The sequence below is a fragment of the Pseudoalteromonas sp. MSK9-3 genome, assembly GCF_003590335.1.
Lineage (GTDB): Bacteria > Pseudomonadota > Gammaproteobacteria > Enterobacterales > Alteromonadaceae > Pseudoalteromonas.
The window spans coordinates 100,889-124,631 of record NZ_MIET01000014.1 but is presented as its reverse complement, the minus strand read 5'-3'; the positions used below and the strand labels follow the sequence as shown (position 1 = coordinate 124,631).

General features: G+C 43.8%; 3 protein-coding genes. 2 read left to right on the top strand and 1 reads right to left on the bottom strand.

What is annotated here, in order from left to right:
- Positions 1 to 150: 150 nt before the first annotated feature.
- Both BGP78_RS06435 and BGP78_RS06430 read left to right on the top strand, forming a co-directional pair.
- Positions 151 to 21,849: a non-ribosomal peptide synthetase gene (locus tag BGP78_RS06435; RefSeq protein ID WP_119860634.1), complete on the top strand. Its 21,699-nt coding sequence runs from the start codon at positions 151 to 153 to the stop codon at positions 21,847 to 21,849.
- A gap of 417 nt (positions 21,850 to 22,266) precedes the next feature.
- On the top strand, positions 22,267 to 22,362 hold the full coding sequence (locus BGP78_RS06430) for a helix-turn-helix transcriptional regulator (protein ID WP_119860633.1): 96 nt from the start codon (positions 22,267 to 22,269) through the stop codon (positions 22,360 to 22,362).
- A gap of 222 nt (positions 22,363 to 22,584) precedes the next feature.
- Here the strand turns inward: BGP78_RS06430 and BGP78_RS06425 are convergent, their stop codons facing one another.
- Entirely contained in the window at positions 22,585 to 23,667 is a 1,083-nt protein-coding gene (locus BGP78_RS06425) for a two-component system response regulator (protein ID WP_119860632.1), read from the bottom strand.
- Positions 23,668 to 23,743 lie beyond the last annotated feature (76 nt).

The following is a 23,743-nucleotide window of genomic DNA, read 5'->3' as shown; positions in this document are numbered from 1 at the left end:
AAAAGCCGACAGTACCTGGCATTTAGGAGCCTATCAAAGGACATTGGTATTGCGATAGGCCCTTCGCTTTCTTTGAATTAACAATTAAATACCGCAGCGCGAACACAGTGCGGTATTTAATGTGCGTACACCCGTTTTTGAGACAACATTATGAAAAAAAGCCACACCACGGTGAAAACAACTTCTGATCACACCCATCAAGACATTGCGATAGTCGGTATGTCTTTGCGTTTTCCCGGTGCACGCACCAAAGAGCAGTTTTGGCACAACCTCAACAGCAAAATCAGCAGCATTGTAGAAATTCCAGAGTCGCGCTGGAATTGGCGAAAAGATTACGACCCATCACCTAAAAAAGATGACCAAAAAATGGTGAGCAAATGGGGCGGTTTCATAGACAATATTGATAGTTTTGATGCGGGGTTCTTCTCTATTTCGCCCACCGAAGCGCAAAGTATGGATCCACAACAGCGTTTAAGTTTAGAGCTTGCATGGTCTTGTTTTGAAGACGCAGGTTTACCGCCGTCTTTATTTAAAAACTCAAATACTGGGGTGTACTTAGGGTGCAGCAATACCGACTATCAAGAGTTTTCAACAGGCAATATTGACCCACACTTCTTAACGGGTATGTCAACGGGTGTATTTGCCAATCGTATTTCTCATTATTTTAATTTTCAGGGCCCTAGTGAAACTGTCGATACGGCGTGTTCGTCATCTCTGGTCGCCATCCATAAAGCTATCAACGACTTCAAAAACAATGAGATCTCAGCAGCCTTGGTCGGTGGCGTCAACTTGTTGATCACAAAAAGCCGCTATGTCTCGTTCAGTAAACTCGGCGTGCTCTCGCCTAAAGGCCGATGTAAGACCCTTGATGCCGACGCAGACGGCTACGTTCGGGGTGAAGGCCTTGGCATGTTACTGCTATTGCCTATCGACAAAGCAACCGAATTAAACGCCACCATTTATGGTGTAATTAAAGGCAGCAGTATTGGCCACTCTGGAAAAACAAACACCCTTACCTCCCCTAACCCTTTTTCACAATCTCGGGTCATTCAACAAGCACACGAAGCAGCCGGGATCACCTCTGATCAAGTGTCGTTTGTAGAGCTGCACGGCACAGGCACCAAACTGGGTGATCCATTAGAGATCCAAGGCTTAAAGCGTGCCTTTAGGGCAACGAGGGCCAAAAACGCCGCGCATTCTCCGTGTTACCTCAGTACCGTAAAAACCAACATTGGTCATTTAGAATCCGCAGCGGGTATTGCTGGGGTGATCAAAGTGTTACTCAGCTTCGCCAACAAAACCATTTCACCATTACAAAATTTCGATAACTTGAACCCGAAAATCTCCTTAAAAAAGTCACCATTTGAGGTCGTTACCGACGCTCAGTCATGGCCGAATGAGGCGATGCAGACTAAAACACGTATTGCTGGTGTCTCTTCTTTTGGTTTTGCTGGCGTGAATGCGCACCTTATTTTACAAGAGCCCCCTCTAGCCCCACATACCACAGCGCAAAGCGACAATTTAGATCCCGTTCTCAATCAAAGTATGGCGTTTATTTTATCAGCAAAAAGCAAACCAGCATTGATGCAAAGAGCATCACAGCTGAGCGATTACTTGAACAACACACCTGCAACTGACTTAGATCTGCGTAGTGTAGCGTATACACTGCAAACAGGTCGTGAGGCAATGGCTTACCGTCTCGGGTTTATCGCAAGCTCTGCGACAGACGCCCTTTCTCAGCTCGCGTGTTACCTCGAAAATACGCCAAGCGCTTGGCACGTCGACAAAGTATCTAAAGCCACCTTAGACAATCCACAAGTGTTTGATATTGGCAAGCTCAACGTCACGTTGCATGATTCGCTAAAAGCATGGATAAACGGTGAATCTGTTGACTGGCAGCAGCTCTACCTTGATGCAATGCCACGTAGAATAAGCTTACCAAGCTACCCGTTCTCACAAAGTAAGCACTGGATCGACACAAACAGACTTGCAGAACCAGCCACTTTGGTTCTCCACCCTCTACTGCATCGCAGTGTTCCCTCCTTAGATGAGCTGGTATTTGAATCTCACTTTACTGGCCGTGAGTTCTTTTTTGAAGACCATCAAGTAGAAGATAAAAAGGTCCTCCCTGGGGTATGTAGTTTAGAAATGGTTATTAAAGCGGTGTGTTTGTCTCATGACATTACACCAGATCACCACATCGCGCTTGAACATATCAGCTGGCTACGGCCGATTACTTTTGCGTCAACGCAGTCAGAAATTGTGGTCAACCTATCTTTATGGGAGCAAAACCAAATACTGTGTTTTGAATTGTATAATCCTCATGATACGCACCAACCCTGCTATGCAAGAGGCCAGATACGCATTGCCCAAAGTGACACCATGCAAGGTAAAGGTTGCGAGACTCTTCCTGCATCACACTTCTCATCTTTTACCTTTGCCAGCACTGAACAGCTGACCACAGAGACCATAAGCGAATTAACATCTGAGACACTCTACGCTCGCTTTGAAAACGCAGGGTTAAACTATGGGCCCAGCTTTCAAGGTGTGCAACGAGTCCAAAAACAACACGATGAATCTCTGGCCCTTCTACGAATAAAACACCCAGACAGTGAGCAGTTTTATGCTTCACCGGCAATGCTCGATGCAGCATTACAATCACTTGCCATTTTTTCAGATGAAGACACGCTATCTCTGCCCTTTGCGCTCGAAAGCGTTGAATTTTTCAATGTACATACCGGCTTGACTACGCCTGAGGTGGACCATAAAGAAGTATGGGTTAAAGCTCGTCAAACCTCTGCTAATGGGTGCGATACTCACAAATACAATGTAGAAATTTATGATTTTCATCATAAACTTATCGTGCGTTTTACGGGGTTTTCTACCCGTGTACTCAGTCACACCATACAGCCTATTGAAAATCCACCAGCCTCAGCAATGTTAAATAACACAGTAAAAATGATAAGTAGCGACACGAAAGAGTACCATCAAAGCACAGCGCCAGAGCTTGCACTGCTTAAACCCGGCTGGTCGATAATCGCCACTGGCTCACCACGAGAAAGTCATATCGACGCAACTATTTGGGACTACCAAGGGCCATTGTGTGATAAACCCAAATTTATTCAAACCACTTCGTCGCTCCCCACATCCGATGCTTATATTGCGGACCATTTAATTTGGCTCGCCGCAGGTGAGTGCGCAGAGCCACTGGTATTGTTCCGCTATATTAAATCGCTGCTCGACAACGACTATGCAAACAAGTCATTTTCTATCACATTAGTTACAACACAGACTCAACAAATACATAATGAACCCACCTATGCAGACGGAGCAGGCCTTATTGGGTTACTACAAAGCGTTGCGAAAGAATACCCCATGTGGACGATTAGAATACTCGATGTGCCTACCAGAAGTTTCTCTGATCAAGCGCATAGTGAAGAAATAGAAAATATGTGGCAAAGCGCGGTGTCTTTGCCCGCAGGCTTATATGCTTTAAGGCAGTCTCAGTGGTTTGAATTTACTATTGCTACACACCATTATCAATACGCGACTCATCAACCCTTGGTACACCCTGAAAACGCATCTTCTGTGTGTCGCTATCGTCAAAACGGCGTTTATGTGGTGCTAGGCGGTGCAGGTGGACTCGGGCAAGCATGGAGTGAATGGATGATCCGTCACTATAATGCGCAAATTATTTGGCTGGGCCGCAGTCAAGAAAATGAAAAAATTAAAAATGACATAGCCCGACTGGCACATATTGGCAAAGCCCCTGTTTATTACAGCGCAGATGCAACCGACCAACACGCGATGCAAAGCGCGATAGAGCGCATTGAGCAATCATTTGAACAAATCCATGGCGTAGTGCATTCAATTTTACACTTAGAAGATCAAAGTGTCGCCAAAATGGACGACGCGCAATTTCTTCGCAGTTATCAAGCCAAGCAACAAACTGGTTATACAACCTTTGAACTATTTAAACATCGGGATCTAGACTTTGTTTTGCTGTTTTCGTCTTTACAGTCTTTTTCCCCAGCAGCAGGACAAAGTAATTACGCTGCTGGGTGTCAGTATCTTGATAGTTTAGCCAAATCCTACAGTGACCAAGTGCCAGTTAAAATCGTAAATTGGGGGTATTGGGGGTCGATTGGTATTGTACAAGATGACTACTATCAGCAAAAAATGGCTAAAATTGGCATAGGCTCAATCGAGGTCAATGAAGGCATGAGCGCACTCGCAGAGTTTATGTCTTCGTCTGTGTCGCAAGTCGGTATTGTGAAAGTAACCGAGCAAGCGCGTCATCAACTGACACAACACCGTAGCTATTCAAGTGAACAAACTTTTGCGCCATTTCTACATCGCGACAGCACTATAACTTACCAACAAACCAATGACTTATCGCAAGAAGATGTGCTTAACATGCTAAGTGATGCGCTTCATCGAGCGGAGTGTCACACCCTGCTGGCGCGCGCAATACACTTAGCTAAACTCCCGGACTACTTTCAATCGTGGTGGCAAGAAACGCAACGCTATTTGAATGACGCTAACCTGATGAACGGTCATGATATTGCTAAAATAGATAAACCATATCGTACAGGCGCAACACACAATAAGCTACTCGATGAATGCTTGTCACATTTACCCGACATTTTACAAGGCCATAAAAAAGCCACCGATGTGATATTCCCAAGTGGTTCACTGACATTAGTAGAAAGCGTCTACAAAAATAATGCGCAGGCCGACTATGCCAACCAGGTTTTGGTTGAGCAATTGACGGACTATTTAGCGCAATTAGACTCACCAGCGATAAAAATACTCGAGATTGGTGCGGGTACCGGCGGCACGACCGCGGCAGTTTTACCCCACTTAGCCCCATGGTCTATTGATGAATACGCGTATACAGATTTATCGCACGTTTTTTTCAACCACGCGAATGCGCAATTTAAACCAGAGTACCCTTATATTTCAACCAAGTACTTTGACGTAAGTCAGCCTGTGTCGGCACAAAGATCACCATCAGACATTGCGTTAGCATCGTACGATGTTGTTATCGCAACCAATGTACTGCATGCAACAGCCAATATCAGAACCACACTGCAAAACGCCAAGGCCTGCTTAAAACCCGGCGGTATTATTCTTATCAATGAAGTGGTTGAAAAGTCTTTATTTACTCACCTTACCTTCGGTTTATTAGAGGGATGGTGGCTAAGCCAAGATAGCGCGATCCGAGTCAATGGTGCGCCCCTGCTCAGCCTGACAACTTGGCAAAACCTATTAGAGGAAGAAGGCTTTGTCAACGTGGGGGCTCCCACAGCATCAAATAGCGCACAACAGGTGATTTATGCCCAAAGTAATGGGCATATTATTCAAGCGGCTGTAGCAGATAAAACCTCTAATAAACACGCGAGCAACGCTGACAATAGCAGTGAGCGTTCAACAAACTCATTGGCAAAAAATGACCCAGCAAGTGTTATGAATACACATACCCTAGAACAAGGCATCAAAAGCTACGTACAACAGGCTTTATTTTATATCGCCAGTAAAGCACTTAATATCCCTGAAGACGAACTAGACGCAGACGAGTCCTTTGCAGATTATGGCGTAGACTCTATTCTTGCAATTCAGATGCTAGATGACATCAATGAAACGTTTTCTCTCTCGCTGCCTGCGACCTTATTGTTTGACTACCCTTCCATCTCAACACTCAGTGTTTATATTACCACTGAGCATCAGTCGCATGTTGCTCAATTTGTCACGGTTCAAAGCGCGTCAAAACACAGCGTGCTTGCATCAGACGCTGTGGATGCACCAACGACCCCGATAGCACAATCACATGCTCACGCATTTGCGTCTTGTGCACCCAATACGAAACGTCGATATAGAAAGCCACAGCATACTGATGAGGGGCCTATCTCGCAGCATCAAACATCGACCTTATCTGAAGCGCCTCTAAATAACGGTGAGTATGATGAACAAAATAGCAGTGGCTCTGCGCAAAAAGTTGCCATCGTAGGCATGAGTGGGCAATTTGGTACTGCAACTAACCTAGATGAATTCTGGGCAATGATGCAAAACCAAGAAACCTCCGTGACTGAGCAAACAAGGTGGACACTGGATACTTTAAGCGAACAAGCGCAATCTTGGTGCAAGTATGCCAGTTTACTTGATGATATATCGTGTTTTGATGCTGCGTTCTTTTCTATCACGCCGCAAGAAGCAATGTATATGGACCCGCAGCAACGTTTGTTCTTACAAGAGTGTTATAAAGCGCTCGATGACGCCAATATGGCAGACCGCGTATCGGGTGAAAATATGGGTGTTTATTTAGGGTGTGCACAAGGCGACTATGCCTCCTTGGCCACTGACGACGCCCCTGCCCAACTATTTTGGGGCAATGCAGGCTCTGTGATCCCCGCGCGCGTGTCTTATTTTTTAAACTTAAAAGGCCCTGCTATCGCCGTTGACACTGCTTGCTCATCATCGCTTGTATCTATTCATATGGCCTGCCAAGCTCTGCTCAATAACGAAGTGTCAAGTGCGCTAGTCGGTGGCGTAGCAACCTTGTGTACCTCACAGTTTTCTCACCATGCAGGGAAAGCGGGCATGTTAAGCCCAGACGGCACATGTTATACCTTTGACGACAGAGCAAATGGCTTTGTACCCGGGGAAGGTGTAGGCGTTTTAGTATTAAAAAGGCTAGATGATGCTGTACGAGACAAAGATCACATTTACGGCGTAATTTTAGGTTCAGCAACCAATCAAGATGGCACCACCAGTGGGATCACTGCACCAAGCTCGGTATCTCAAGAACAGTTACATCTTGAAGTGTATCACCGTTTTAATATTTCACCCGATTCCATTGGTATGCTTGAAGCTCATGGTACAGGCACTAAACTGGGCGATCCTATCGAGTTTCAAGCACTAACCCGTGCATTTCGCCACCATACTGATTTAACAGAGTTCTGTGCGTTAGGCTCCGTTAAAACCAATATAGGTCATTGTTTAACGGCTGCGGGGGTCGCTGGTGTGATCAAAGCACTATTGGCGATAAAGCATAAGTCAATTCCTGCGTCTCGTAATTTTAATACGGGGAATGCCCATATAGATTGGCAAGATTCACCCTTTGTTGTAAATACTCAAAACAAAGAGTGGCATGCCGAGCCAGGTAAAAATCGACGTGCAGCAGTCAGTTCTTTCGGTTTTAGTGGCACCAATGCGCATGTTGTATTAGAAGAGTATCACGCACAACCGACTCATGAACGGCCAAAAACGCACTCTGAACACGCAGCGCTCATTACATTGTCGGCAAGAAGTGCTAACGCCCTCACAGAAAAGGCGAAGCAGTTACATCACTGGCTACAGTCGCAACCCAGCGAGCTCAATTGTACTGCCCTTGCCTATACATTACATACCGCCCGTGAACAAATGGAATACCGAATGGGGTTTGTGGCGTCACACCCCGAACAGATTAAGGCTCAATTACAGCTTTTTATTAATAAAAATCGCGGTGACTGGAAAAAAGGGGAAGTAAAGCAAGGTAGAACAATCTTATCAGCCCTCGATGACGGTGACTTCACACGCTGGATTGCTGCATCAGACTATACCAAGCTACTTGCTTTATGGGTTGTTGGCGCTGCAATTGATTGGCAGCAGCTATACTCAGAGTTAACACCACAAAAGCTGCGCTTACCTGTATACCCGTTCGATAAAGCACAGCACTGGTTACCACAAAAGCCATTACCTAACGTAATTTTACCAGTGAATGAACCAACAACGGTTGGTGAAAACGCGCGTTTAAGCGCGGCCTCTGAGCACAGCGAAAATATATCTGATACGCCACAGCTCAGTTCTGCCACCCCATCGCACAAAGATTCCCCTGATAGCGAGGCACGATGTAGTGACGTTAGTTTTATTAAGAGTAATGAAGTGGAACAAGCTGCGTTATTGCACTATTTACCCGCTTGGAAACATTTACCCTCTTGGAAAAAAAGTGAATGGGCGCAAGTGTCTCGTAGCAATGAAAGCGACCTCGCTTGCGGCCCTTCGCCTGTAACACATGTTATTAGCATTGGCGATTTTGCGCTTGATGAATTAAACATGTCAGCTGATATCACCGTTCACCCGCTGCATGTAACCTCAAGCCATATCGCCTACGAGTATACAGCCTATGCTGAACAGCTTTTGCAGCATTTACAGCAGGTTATCACCAATAAAAAGTCAGTGCTGATCCAAGTCATTATTAATGCCGACACCATAAATTTGAACCCACAGTATCTCAATGCGCTGTCAGGCATGCTAAAAACCGCGATGCTAGAATCCTCTTACTTGAATACTCAGCTTATTTCATTCGAAAATAACATCTCATCAGAAACACTCGTCGATATTATCGAGCATGAAAGAAAATTAATGTCTCGTGCAGCTGGAGTAAGTGGCGGTGTTATTCGCTATGTTCAACAAAGCGACACTCTGACCACAAAAGCACCGATCACAAAAACGCAATTAACGTTTGAAAGTGCCCCAATTGCACAACGCTTTGCCCGTACGCAACTGTCTTGGAAAGACAATGGCGTGTATATTATTAGTGGTGGTTTAGGTCAAATAGGTCAATTATTTGCAACTGAAATATTAAATAATACCTCGCATGCTAAAGTCATATTGATCGGTAAAACACCTGTTAATAGCACCATTTCAGAACAAGTACATGCACTTGAACAGATCACACCTCCTCAAAATGGTCATCAATGCCCTACAGATTCCTCAGGTAGCAGTTCTCGAGTTGAGTATTTCGCCCTCGATATTGCTGATACACACCAAGTAACGGAACTTTTTAGCTCACTTGCCGAGCGTGATCTGCTTATTACCGGTATTATTCACAGCGCAGGCGTGCACAAAGATAGCTTAATAACTCATAAGACAGCCATAGAGCTAAAGCACGTCTTTTCCCCAAAAGTGATGGGGCTGACTGTGCTAGATGAAGCCAGTAAAACCCTTGAACTCGACTTTTTCATCAGTTTTTCTTCTATTGCTGGTGTATTTGGTAATCTAGGACAAGCAGACTACGCAAGTGCAAACGCGTTCGTTGACCAGTATATGGCACATCGCACAACGCAAGTTGCAGCTGGGTCTCGTCATGGGCTAAGCATGTCTATCAACTGGCCTTTGTGGGCAGACGGCGGTATGCATGTTGACGAACAGACGCAGTCTGCCCTGCAACGCAAAGGGGTGATGCTGATGCCTACTGAGGTTGGTATATCAGCTTTCTATCAAGCACTTGCCCTTGGTGCGCAGTCGACCCAGCATTGTTTTTTATTTGGTTCGCCGACACGACTCGCTCATGTGTGGGACATAAATACCAACACACATAACCGTGAGAGTTCAAGCGAGGCGCTTTCATACGCTCATGCGCCCTCACCGCTCAGCAATAATGCGCACATAATGCAATCTGCTCATGTTATGGATTATTTAAAATCAGTCATTTCATCCATAACAAAAATTCCCAGTGAAGAATTGGACGAACAGGATAATTTCAGAGAAATAGGCTTTGATTCAATTATGCTCATGACGATAGCACAGACCATTGCCGCTGATGATGTCCTAAACATAGACGAACTGCCACCCGCATTATTGTTTGAGCTTGACTCATTAGAGGCATTACATCGTTATTGTGTCGATAACCTACGAGAAGGCGTAACGCACAAAGCGCTGCCCCTTTCACATGCAGATAACCACCAATATATGCCTACCCAAGCTACTATCACCCCTGAGACGTTGCCACTGTCCAAAGCACAACAGGGTTTGTGGCTGCTGCATAAACAAAAACCAGACTTATGTGCATATAACATCCCCCTTGTGTTTGAAGTTGCTAAGCCGAACATATCACTGATGCAAGACGCGTTAGATTTTGTCTGTAAAAACAATCCGGCATTACGCGTTATGATGCGTGAAACAGACGGTTTACCCCTGCAAAGTGTGATGCAACATGGGCCTAAAATTCACGAAATGACTGCATCGTTTAACACTAAAGATGAGTTGGTAAATACGCTAAACAGCACAATAAATCAACCGTTTATACTCAACAACCAGCCGTTAATCAAAGTTACTCATTGGGCTACAACACTCAATAGTCAACCGTTAAATCTAATGGTGATTGTGTTTCATCACCTGATAATTGATGGCGCGTCAGCAAGTATGTTCTTTGAACAGCTAATGCAGGCATATCAGCGATTACTAACGGGGCTGTCACTGGCGGATACATCACCAGACCTTGGTTTTTTCAAATTTATTGAATGGGAAAAAGCCATGTTAAACGACGCACAAGGTCACACTCTAAAACAGTTCTGGCGCACAGAATTACAAGGTCCTTTGCCAGTTACTGAGCTATCAACAGATCACGTTCATTCACGTATAGATGACACGCATACTCAAACCAAAGAAACCCTCACACACAAAAACCGCGTTAATGTACATCTACCCAGTACAACAGCGTCGCAAGTAACGCATTACTGCAAGCAGACAGGCGTGAGCCCTTCAATCTTTTTCTTGAGTGTATTTCAGATTTTATTAAGCCAATTTAGTAAATCGAGTAAACGTGCGCTGCCAAGCGAATTGATTGTTGGGATCCCGGTGTTACATCGCCCGCAACCTAGCATGGCTAAGTCTCTGGGGTTATTTGTAAATCAATTACCACTACGCAATACGGTATCTAGTACTGCGCCTTTTTCAACCTTAACCACAAGCAACCAGCAAAAGCTCAATGCAATAGTACGTCATAGCGCTTTGCCATTGTCAGAAATTGTTAACACCATTAATGCGCCAAGATATACTGAGCACCACCCAGTTTTCCAAATTGGCTATGCTTTTCATAACTTTGTAGCCCAATCATGGTTTGATAACAATACAGCCATAGCAGAAGCGGTATGGAGTGAATTTCAACAACAGCCTGAACTTGATTTAAGTTTAGAGGTTACACCGTTACCCGATCAGTACAGCATTACTTTCAAGTTCAATGAACATGCCTATGACCACACATTGATAGCCCAGTTAGCACACACATATATTCGTTTAATCGAAACGGTTATTCAAAGTAGTACTATGGTAAGTAGCAAAATTGACAGTAACGCACGTAATACAGGCAATACAGCCCCGTTAACTGAGCTATTAATCGCTGACATGCTCAAGCAAGCCATCCCTGAATCGGTCTCATCGAGCGTTTCAACTTGCAAACTCACTCAGTCAAAGCGCAGTTATCAGATCAGCCAAAACCTCACTACATCAAGCAATCAACCTACTCTTGTGCGTTTATTTGAAGCACACGCAACGATAAGCCCACAAAGCATTGCGTTGATATCGGGTAATGCGTCAATGTCGTATGGTGAATTAAACACCAAAGCAAATGCATTGGCGGAGTACTTACTCAATCTGGATGAAATCAAGCATCACCAAGGCGAGCATTTACTGATCGGTATTTGCGCTAAACCATCTATCGAGTTATTAATTGCCATTCTTGCGATTTTAAAAGCCGGTGCGGCATATTTGCCGATTGACCCGCATACACCACAAGAACGAGCGCGCTTTATATTAAAAGATGCGCAGCCAACGCTCTTGCTATTAGACTCAGCACTGTCATTTGCTCAAGAAAGTGTTCTAAGATCGCATACTGACGATATATCAGTACACTTATTAGAAAAGTGTTTGAATGACAGCCAGATAAATTCTCCTACTTACAGAACCGGACGACTCGCTCAAACCCGCATATCAGGCTCTGATTTGGCGTATGTAATTTATACCTCAGGTTCTACAGGTGAACCGAAAGGTGTGCTGGTCGCCCATGATAATGTAACGCAGCTGTTTAGCAACAGTCGCTCTATATTTGAATTTTCGAATCAAGATACTTGGTGCTTATTTCATTCATATGCCTTTGATTTTGCAGTATGGGAAATTTGGGGCGCATTACTACACGGTGGCAAGCTCGTTATCGTCGATGAAGCAACCAAAAAAGACAGTGCCACATTTTCACTGTTTCTTGCTGAGCACGAAATCACAATTTTGAATCAAACCCCCTCAGCTTTTTTCCCCTTGATGGATAAGTTAATCGCAAACCCACAGTTAACGCATCATATTAGAAAAATCATCTTCGGTGGAGAAACGTTAGAACTGACACGATTAACCCCGTGGTTTGACGCCAATTATGCTCGACCAGAGCTGATCAACATGTATGGCATTACTGAAACCACCATACACGTTACATACGCAAGCATTAACAAAGAAATGGTACTCAATAACCCCAACAATAGCATCATAGGTAATGCTTTGCCAGGTTACGAAGTTTACATTCTTGATGAACAGCGCAATCTTGTTACTGATGGCTCAGTAGGTGAAATGTATATTGCGGGGACTGGGGTAACTCAAGGTTATTTACAGCGACCGACTCTGACTGAAACACGCTTTATTAGCCATACTTTTGCCGATGGTAATAGACGTCGACTATATCGTACAGGCGACCTTGCAAAGCGCTTAACCAATGGTACACATAACGCGCTTGAAGGATCATTAGAGTATATCGGTAGAACCGATGATCAAGTACAGATCAGAGGCCACCGCATTGAAATCGGTGAAGTACAACATGCTGTAATGGCATTGAGTTATGTAAGTAGTGCCTGTGTTGTCACACAAAACAAGCATCAAGGTGATGTATTGGTTGCCTACATCGTCACGAATACGGCCGTTTCAATTGCCACTATTCGCACTGATTTACTAAACCAATTACCAGAATATATGGTGCCCTCATTCTTTATTTTTATTGATAAATTGCCACTCACTGCCAATGGGAAACTTGATAAAGCTGCGCTTGTAAAACAAAAGCAAGCAAATCAACCCCCACTTCAGCCTGCACAGGACAACATTGCTCACAACAACGCAGCGACAATTAGCCAAACTATGCCACGCGTGTCAGTACAACAATTAGAAGCTTCTATCACTGAACTTTGGTTGCAAACGCTTGAAATAGAGAGTGTGGGACTGGATGAGCCTTTCTTTGAAGCTGGCGGTAACTCTCTACTGGCAAACGTATTATCTGCTAAGTTTTCATCTGTGATGAATCTCAATTTTTCAATCACAGATATATTTCAGCACAGTACGATTAGCGCAATGGCAGCGCACCTATCAAAACAAACTGGTGACGTAAGCACAGCCCCTTATGTACCCGCAGACTCGTTATTTAAGCAGACGATGAACACTGATAACACGGCTAATACTGCCGTTGAGCAAAGTGATAAACAAGACTCACCATACCCAGAGTACTTTGCGTCGAACGTTGCTATTATCGGTATGTCTTGTCAGTACAGTGAGTCGGCTGATCACCACGCCTTCTGGCAGAATTTGATCAAGGGTAAAGATTTACTTAAACGCCTCAATAACTACGATGAAAATGAGGCAGTAACGTGGCTAGATTCTTGGATCGATGGCCAAGACATGTTTGACCCAGAGTTTTTTAATATCTCAGACAAAAATGCCAAAACCATGAGTTATTCTCAGCGACAGCTCCTACTACATGCATGGAAAGCCATTGAAGATGCAGGCTATCGCAGCGACCAAATACCAAAAACAGGGGTATATATTTCAGCATCGAACGTCGATACACCTAATCTAAATGTGCACGACAAAATGACCGATGGCCAATTTATACTCAATGCACAAGATTATGTTGCATCAACCCTCAACCAACCCGGCACTTTACCAACCACGATTTCATATCACTTAGGTTTTACTGGGCCAAGCTTGTTCGTACACTCCAATTGCTCTTCTTCTATGTCGGCAATTTCACTGGCATGTGCCGCGTTAAAGGCCAAAGAAATAGACTATGCCATTGTGGGAGCAGCGTGTTTATACCCGCAGCGCCGAACAGGGTATCACTATGAAAAAGGGATGAACTTTTCCAGTGACGCACGATGCAAAGTATTTGATGAAAGTGCTGATGGCATGATCGGCGGTAACGGCGTGTCTGTTATTGTCCTAAAGCGTGCGGATGACGCTGTGGATGATGCAGATAATATCTATAGTGTGATCAGAGGCATTAACGTTAACAACGATGGCAAAGACAAAGCGGGCTTTTTTGCACCGGGTAACCAAGGGCAAATGCGCGTTATTGAGCAAGCGCTGCAAAGCGCTAACGTTAACCCAGAATCCATTAGCTATATCGAAGCGCATGGCACTGGTACGGCTTTAGGCGACCCAATTGAGTTTGCATCGCTACAACAAGTTTATCAAAAATACACGACAAACAAACAGTTCTGTGGACTGGGTGCTGTTAAGTCAAATCTAGGCCATACCGACACGCTCGCGGGGCTAACGGGTTTAATAAAAACGTCGTTGTCGTTGTACCATAAGCAGCTACCAGCGTCGTTGCATTATACCACGCCCAACCCACATATTAACTTAGCTGACTCACCGTTTTATGTGGTTGATAAGCAGCAAGCTTGGGAAACCCCCTATTTACCAAGGCGCGGGGCTGTGAGCTCATTTGGCATAGGCGGCACCAATGCCCACGCTATTTTAGAAGAATATACACCACCGACTATGAGCGATGATGGGCATGTAACCGCCCCTTTGATGCACTCTGCACACTCTGAAACCCCCTATATTGTGGTGTTATCAGCACAGAGTAACGAGGTCCTCACGCGCCAAGTACATTTATTGTTAGAACACCTGAGCGTGAATCAATATGCAGAGTCACAGCTGAAAAATATAGCCTATACGCTACAAACAGGCCGTACAGCAATGACCCATCGCATAGGCTTTGTGGTGCATTCTCTCTTGCAACTGCGCGACGAACTACAATCTTACTTAGCAAATACTTCGTCGTCATGTACACCGAATCCAAAAGAAGCTGTCTCCACACCAGCGGTATCGCCATTGCAACAGCAAGAGTACCTGCAAACCTGTTTTAATAACCACCAGTATCAAGAAATCTTACAACGATGGCTTGAAACAGGCTTTGCAAATTGGGACTTTCTATACCAAGGCGCTTTCGACTCAACATCATCGCTAGGTGCACGCGCAGCCCATATTACAAAGTTAAGCTTGCCTACGTACCCATTTGCATTAAAACAGCACACTTTATGGGGTATGCCAGAGACAAGCAGTACTAAAAACAGCTCAAAACCCCACCATGACAATACTTTAAACACCAGTATATTGCCTGCTTCTGCGTCGTCAGATAAAAGCGCAAGTACTCAAACAAGTCACACCGCAGAATTAACTCTTCAAGTTCCTCATTGGATCGATAAGTCGTTTGCGCATACGCCAAATACGCATACTGACGCTCAGCATCATGTGATATTTTGTGATGTACCAGAAATGTCAGTGCCGAATGCGACCACCTACTCGCTGTTTTCAAGTCACTACGGTATTGAACACAAGATTGAAGATTATGGCTATCAGCTGGTCGACATCATTAAACAGCTGCTTACTTTGAAGCAGCCGATCTCACTTCAACTGGTACTCAATGACAGCTACGGCGCAATTAAAGCTCCGAGCCAAGCTAATGTATACTTTTGTTTTCACAGTTTGCTTAAAACTGCGAGTTTGGAAAACCCGTCTCTTAAAACGCAAGTCATTTTATGCGATAACACAACCCGCAATGACACACTGACAACACGTTTAGTGGACGATAAGCACGATAATGAAACGGTTATACGATACATCCACACGAATAGGCAAGTGCTCGCCTATCAACCGCTTAGCACTCAAGAACATGTACTCACTCAACCCAATGACAACATGCCATGGCAGTCAGACGGTGTATATTTGATCACCGGTGGATTGGGTGGTATTGGCCAACACTTTATTGCCGAACTCAACCGTATGCAACAGCATAAAACAGTCATAATCTCCGGAAGAAAGCCGCTCGAACACCCGGATGTGCAAGCACAGTTAACTCAACTAGCTTGTGCGAACACCACGCTTAAATACTACCAAGTCGATGTGTCAAAAAAGATGGCCGTTATACTCCTTATTAGAGACATCATCGCAGAATTTAAGACCTTAACCGGCATTATTCATGCCGCTGGGGTCTTGAATGACACACTACTTACCAAAAAGGACAAGCCTGCATTTGGGGGCGTACTTGCACCCAAAGTGAATGGTGTTATTGCGCTAGATGAAGCTACTCAAGATATGCCGTTAGACTTTTTTGTCTGCTTCGCGGGGCTAAGTGGCATCAACGGCGCTGTAACCCAAGTCGATTACGCCACTGCAAACGCGTTTTTAGATAGTTATATGCATTACCGTGACACATTAGTCACTAAAGGGCTGCGTAGCGGTAAAAGTTGCAGTATTGATTGGCCATATTGGCAAGATGGCGGGATGAAGATAAACCCACAGTTTGCGACGCAATTAACACAATTGGGGATCACCCCAATGCCAACGAAAATCGGTATTGCAGCCTTTAAACATAGCTTACAACAGGTACAAACAGTGGTAGATTACAAGGCCCACGTTATACAAGATGGTAACCAACCACACCTTGTGTCATCGTCACGCTTTCAAAGCAAAACCCACCTGTATTCGCACCTCACTGAGTTTTTGCTAACACACGCGGCATCGTTGTTAGGCGTTGACGCCCAAAACATTGATTTAGACAGTGACTTAGGTGATTTAGGCGCTGACTCAATTGTATTTATTTCATTTATTAACCAAATAAATAAACAGTATCAGCTCGATATATCACCAAGTGTATTATTCACACATACAACACTCAACAGTATTCACTCGCACATTATAAACACCTACGAAACACAGCTTGTTACGGTAAATGATGTGTCACAAGACTCACTGCCTGCAGATCACGCAATGCAGTCAAAGCCCACCAGCCAGAGCACTTCAGAGCTGACAAACGATCCCGTCGCCATTATAGGCATGAGCTGTGAATTCCCACAGGCTAAAAATCCCGATGCTTTTTGGCATAACCTAAGCAAGGGCAAAGACAGTGTGACGCCCTATGTTTGGCCACAAGAAAGTAACCCGGGCGAAGGCCCTCTGCTCTGTGAAATAAACTGGTTAGGCCAATTAGATAAAACAGAACATTTTGATCCTTTGTTTTTTAACATTGCACCAGCCGAAAGTAATCGTATTGGCCGACAAGAAAGTTTACTCATGATGCACGTATGGAAATGCATTGAAGATGCAGGGTATGATCCGACGGCGTTAGCCGGATCTAATACCGGTGTATTTGTTGGCTGTCAGTCAAATTATTACCAAGGTATGCTGACTTCCTCTGCTTTTGCGCCTAATCGAATGAGTTATTTTCTTGATTTACATGGTCCAAGTGAAGGTGTTGATACAACATGCTCTTCTTCATTAGTGGCAATACACAAAGCAGTACGCGCCATAGAACAAGGTGATTGTGATCAGGCCATTGTAGGTGGGGTGAACATTATCGACACACCGCATGCATCATTGGCTATGCACGACATTGGCGCTTTATCACCGACAGGTAAATGCAGACCGTTCTCCGATGACGCTGATGGCATTGTCCGTGGTGAAGGGATTGGTATGCTGTTTCTTAAAAAACGCTCAGCTTGCGAAAAAGACAATGACTCTATTTACGGCACCATTTTAGGTTCAGCGGTCAATCATGGTGGAAAATCCCATGGTTTCACTGTGCCTAATGCCAAGGCTCAGTCACGCTTGCTTACTAAGGCTTGGCAAAATGCCAAGGTTGACCCAGCATCTATTAGCTATATCGAATGTCATGGTACAGGGACATCATTAGGTGATCCGGTTGAAATCGACGCATTAAAACAGGCTTATTCGACTGCAAATAACCAGCCTTCGGAAGAAACAACGTGCGCATTAGGATCTGTTAAAAGTAACGTCGGTCACTTAGAAATCGCCGCAGGTATTGCTGGCGTCATTAAAGTGCTGCTGCAATTTAAGCATAAAACACTAGCACCATCACTGCATGTAAAGGCGCTTAACCCATACTTGTCCCTCGATAACACCCCCTTTACTGTGCAAACAACATTGGCTGACTGGCAGTCACAACAGCAACGCCGAGCGGCTGTAAGCTCATTTGGGATCAGTGGCGTTAACGCCCACCTCGTGCTTGAAGAGTATCAAAATGATACTGCCTGTAATGATTTAGACGCCCCTTCGAGTCACAGTCACGACAAGGCGGTTGACCCCATTAAACCATGCACTACTGGCGACACATCTATTGTTTTACTATCGGCCAATACAGATACTCAGCTACAAGCGCAAATCATTGAGCTTAAATCATTTTTATCTGATCCAATAAATACGGATCTTGATACACCGCACCAACTGGCACGATTGGCATATACACTCCAAGTGGGTCGCACGCATCAAAAATACCGAGCAGCATGGGTGGTGGCTTCCATGGCTGAGTTAATAAATTCATTAACGGATACGATAAAAGAAATCAAATCAGGTCGCTTCAAAGCCTCCGCCGTCAATAAAGCACACAAAGCGACTTTAACTAATGATGATGTGCAAACGCTGAAACAATCAAACAACTTGCCAGCGCTTGCCAAGTTTTGGCTCAACTCAAAAGATGTATGCTGGGACACATTTAATAGCGATACGTCTTCGAAGCTAAAGAAAATGCATTTGCCAACAACCTCATTTATCGATGCCATTCACTTGGAACGAGGCGTAACCAGCCTAGAGCTTGAGAAAACCAGCCCGTCTAATGAGGGAGAAAAAAACGCGTTTAACCATGGTGCAACACCATGGTTAGTATTAGAAAATGACTGGGTCTCGGCGCCTATAGTCAACTCTGAGTTAACACCACTCTCAGACGTAGCAAACTTGTCAGGTAAGCGGGTATTGATTGTATCTTATGACGAAAAATCCCAACATGCCTTGCTCAACACACTGTCCCCTTGCATACGCGACACCGTAAATTGTCTCTTGTTTTCAGAGCTCACTAATGACCACAGCGAGCACACGTTTACGTCAGACACTCGACCTGACGTGGTGTTTTTTATTGCACAGCACGCTTGCGTATCGCAAAACCTAGGTGGCGATGTATACGAAAATAACACGCCTGATAGCACTCAAAATTCAGCGTCTAGCCAACAGCGACTCGGTGGTTCAGCCTTAAACGATATAACAACCCAACTTGAGCCTCTGTTCCAATTCATTAAAGCCATAGACGCATTTGATAAAGACGCAATCCAGCTATTTTATGCCAGCTTTAACGACACTGACTCACTGCCTCGCTATGATATTACAGCATTACTTAGGAGTTATTCGTTAAGAAACACACTTCACCAATGGACAACAGTTGAGTTTATTAACAATGCTTCTTCCAACGAAAAAAGTAACCGAGATACATGGCAAACCCTGCTGTTGCAAGAATATTGTGCCCCCCAGTTAGCCAATAATGTAGACCAGCAGTTTAACCATGTGAAATACGCTCAGAATGCGCGATTTGGCGCACAGCTCAATAAAACCAACATGGCAGAATATCAACATCAAAGCGCACCTAATGAGCCTATACAATTTAAACACCATGGTGTGTATCTTATTGCTGGCGCTTTAGGCGAGCTTGGCCAACAACTATGTGAACAACTATTGACGCAATACACTGCCACGCTTATTTTACTCGGGCGAACATCTGCAGCACATAATAAATCAGCCATAGAAAAGTTAAGTGCGCTTCCTGGTAAAGTACATTATTTGTCATGTGACGTTTCTAATGAAGACGATGTAGTGCAGGTGAAAGACTACATAGATACATTAGAGCTGCAACAACAGCAATCACTCAATGGCATACTTCATTTGGGCACTGCGTTTTCTGAGTTCGAGAATAGCTGGCAAGATTTTGAACAAGCATTATCGGTCAAAGTACAAGGGTCGATGGTGCTAGATCACGTGTTTAGAAACACTCCCTTGGACTTTTTTGTGATGTTTTCTTCGATGGCGGTGTTTGGCTCGTTAAACCATTTATCGTACTCGTACGGTAATGGCTTTCAAAATACCTTTGCAAGTGCACGAGACCTCGCTGTAATACAGGGTGCTCGGCAGGGTAAATCTCTTGCCATTAATTGGGGCTATTGGCATTCGAACAACCCCGTAAAAAGCATTGAGAATGAGTTTGCTATCAAAAAAGGGTATTCACTCATTCACATGACCGAGGCGTTTGAAGCGATGCCCACCCTATTGATGTCTGGACAGAGTTCACTGTGTGTTATGTCCTGTCATAACAGCGATAAAATTTATCATAATACCCTCAGCCATTTAAAACGTGCGCAGAAGCAATCAATTAAGGTGACTGGCAATAGCGCAATAATATCGCCCTCATCGCAGCACAATATATCTGAGGTGGTGATCAACATTGTAGCCAATGTCATTGGGGTTGAACCCAACGAATTAGATCTGGAATGTGATTTATATGATTATGGATTTGATTCAATTTCTCTATTAAAAACCTTTCAACAGTTAAAAGCGCAACTGAGTATAGATATTCAAGCTGACGCTTTTAAAAATATGAATACCATTCAAGCATTGATCACTGAGATTGAATTACTCGCTGAGCAACAAAGCAACACAGACCTTTTAGTACAAACGCCACAAAAGCATTTACCTGAGAAACTAAAACAAGTGCCTGACTTTATTTTAGACGCAGGATTCACACTGTCAGAGCCCCCTTCTGCGCTTGATCATGCCTATGATGGCGACGTTAAATTTGTATTATTAACAGGAGCTACTGGGTTTCTTGGCTGTCATATTTTAAGTCAGCTAATGGATACCACACAGGCAAAAGTATATTGCTTAGTGCGCGCACCCTCACTGAAAAAAGCACAACAACGATTGCAAAACACCGCAGCGAGTTACCAATTAAAAATAGATATGCGCCGTATTGTGCCTGTATTGGGCGATATGGAACGTCCACAACTGGGCTTATCGAAAAAGAATTGGCTAAAACTATGTGCTGAAGTTGAGCATATCGTTCACACGGCTTCGTACGTAAACCATATTCAGCCGTACTTTGCATTTAAAAAGTCGGTTGCTGGCACCAATGAACTCCTAACTATGGCAACCAGCCAAACGCTGAAAATGATGCACTTTGTGTCAAGTACAACCGCCAGCACACAGGTAAACAACTCGCATTTTTCAGTCAATCCAATAGAGGATTTTATTAACACAGACGATGCATCATTAATTTGTAGTGGCTATGGGCAATCAAAATGGGTGCAAGAAGAGAATATACGCCAAGCGTCTGAATACGGTGTGCCATACACCATTTATCGTTTCTCTGAAATATCAGGGTCATCAACCACAGGCATAGGCAATACCGATGATATATTCCATCGTATTTTACGTATGATGCTCAGTGTACCTGTTCGTGCACAAGGAATGCCTTATTTGCTCGACATTATCCCCGTTGACAAAGCAGCACAAAGTATTGTGTTTGGCATGGCTGATAAAGACAAACGTAATACGGTGTTTAATGTTGCCAACCAAGCCCCGCTTCCTATTGATAGGTTTTACCAATACGCAGAGCAACACCAACTTTGCTTTTCTACCGAGAACAAAGCAACCTTTATTCATGCCTGTGAGGGTTATGCAAAGAAGCTCACTGACGAACATGACCGAATCATTATGGAAGGCTTGTTGTCATGCAGACCCGGCTATGATGAGTATCTGTTTGAAACCTATTTAATGCCGATGACGCCATACAATAAAGACAATTTTAAAGCGTTACTCAAACAGTACGATATTACTTTGGGTGATTGGACGCCATTGTTTAACACTTACTTTAAACAATGGCAGCACGATACGCATCAGAGCGTGCTTTGGCGCCACTTAGAGAGTAACTTAAGTTAAAAGGATTAAGCTGTAACGCCCTAAAAAGTGAAATAGTTAACTCACACTAACATACGCATTATGCATATCAAGACTCAGCAACATACTGGGCCTATTTATTCATAATGCGTACTTTTTCGGCTGTGAATAGATAAAATAAAAAGCGCTGCTAAACGTGCCGTTCATAGCAAAGCAACAGCTAACTTGTTTACTTACCACTCTAAACCTGCCTCTTTTTCATGCTAATGACGCGTTTATATAAAAACTTTCATAAAATACCTAACTCACCACCTAATTGTTAACAAATGTTTGCCACACAGTTACTTAGCTGATAATTTGCGCGTATGAGATAAGCAAAGGATGCAGGTGTGATTAATAATACAAGAAGGAATAAGATTAATAATCTTTAAGCTATACGTTCAGCGTTCGATAAGACAAATGCGACAAGAGCGAAAATGGACTCAGGAGCAATTAGCAAGAAAACTAGGGGTCGATCAAGCCAGTACTAGTAACCACAGATCAGGCAAAACCTGAGATAGTGGTACAGCGCACACCCGTTCACCAGTTATCCCAACACGTCAACAAACTTTACCACTACACACTCCTCTTTGACCCATTTATCATATTGAGAGGTGAATCATATATACTTAAAACTCAAAATACTAAAGCTAAGCTAGTCACTTTGTATAGCCCCTTTGCTATGTGCATCACTTCATACACATAGGCTCGTAGAAGCCCATAGGTTTTTCAGCACATTTAACCATCGGTGTATTTCTGCGCCACATCATAAAACTCATGCTCTATCTCAAAAAATGCATCGATCATGTCTGGATCAAAATGTGAGCCTCGACCTTCAGAAATGATTTTCATTGCTTGTTCGTGCGACATGGCATCTTTGTATACCCGTTTACTTATCAGCGCATCATATACATCAGCGATAGCCATTAACCTCGCGCTCAGCGGGATCTCTTCCCCTTTAAGCCCGTCGGGGTAGCCACTGCCATCCCACTTTTCATGATGGTAATGCGCAATCTCTTTTGCCACTTTTAAAAATGTATCATCGGCTCCCATTTCAGACTCTGCATCTTCTATGGCTTTAAAACCAAAGTCTGTGTGTTTTTTCATGACTTCAAATTCATCTACTTCAAGCTTGCCGGGTTTTAACAAAATGTTGTCTGGAATACCAACTTTGCCAATGTCATGAAGTGGTGCTGATTTATAAAAAATATCTATCAGCTTGATATTAAGCCGGTCTTTATACTTTTCATGGGTTTGTAGTTTGTCTGCAAGTAACTTTACGTATAGTTGGGTACGGCGAATATGGTTGCCGGTTTCTTGATCTCGTGTTTCAGCGAGGCTTGCCATTGCTGTGATAGTCGCATCTTGTAGCCGTGACATTTCTTCTGTTCTGTTGATAATTTCTTTTTCTAAGAAAATATTTTGGTCTTGCAAAAAGTCACGGGTTCGTTTGTTTTGAATATGTGTTCTGACCCTCGCTTTCACAATCGGCGGGCTTATTGGCTTATTGATATAGTCACAAGCGCCAAGCTCAAACCCCTTTTCTTCATCTTCAACACTGTCTTTACCAGTTAAAAATATGACAGGTAAATCTTTTAAACTATCTTGTGACTTGATATGGGCAATGACTTGGTAACCGTCCATGCCCGGCATAACGACATCAAGTAATACAATGTCTATTTTTTGATTTGCCAACAAACTTAATGCCTGCTCTCCACTTTTAGCAACCACCACTCGGTACTCATCTTTGAGTAACTGCGACATGACCGCTAAGTTTTCTTTTGCGTCATCAACAACCAGAACAGTGTACTTATCTGACATTATATTACGCCTACTTTGTTCGCTTATTATTAGCTAATAAACACATATTAGGTCTATTCTTGTGATCGTGCCAAAT

Excerpts from the sequence above, each read along its gene's own strand:
- BGP78_RS06435 (WP_119860634.1), top strand. The coding sequence starts at position 151 with ATGAAAAAAAGCCACACCACGGTGAAAACAACTTCTGATCACACCCAT.
- BGP78_RS06430 (WP_119860633.1), top strand. The coding sequence starts at position 22,267 with ATGCGACAAGAGCGAAAATGGACTCAGGAGCAATTAGCAAGAAAACTA.
- BGP78_RS06425 (WP_119860632.1), bottom strand. The coding sequence starts at position 23,667 with ATGTCAGATAAGTACACTGTTCTGGTTGTTGATGACGCAAAAGAAAAC.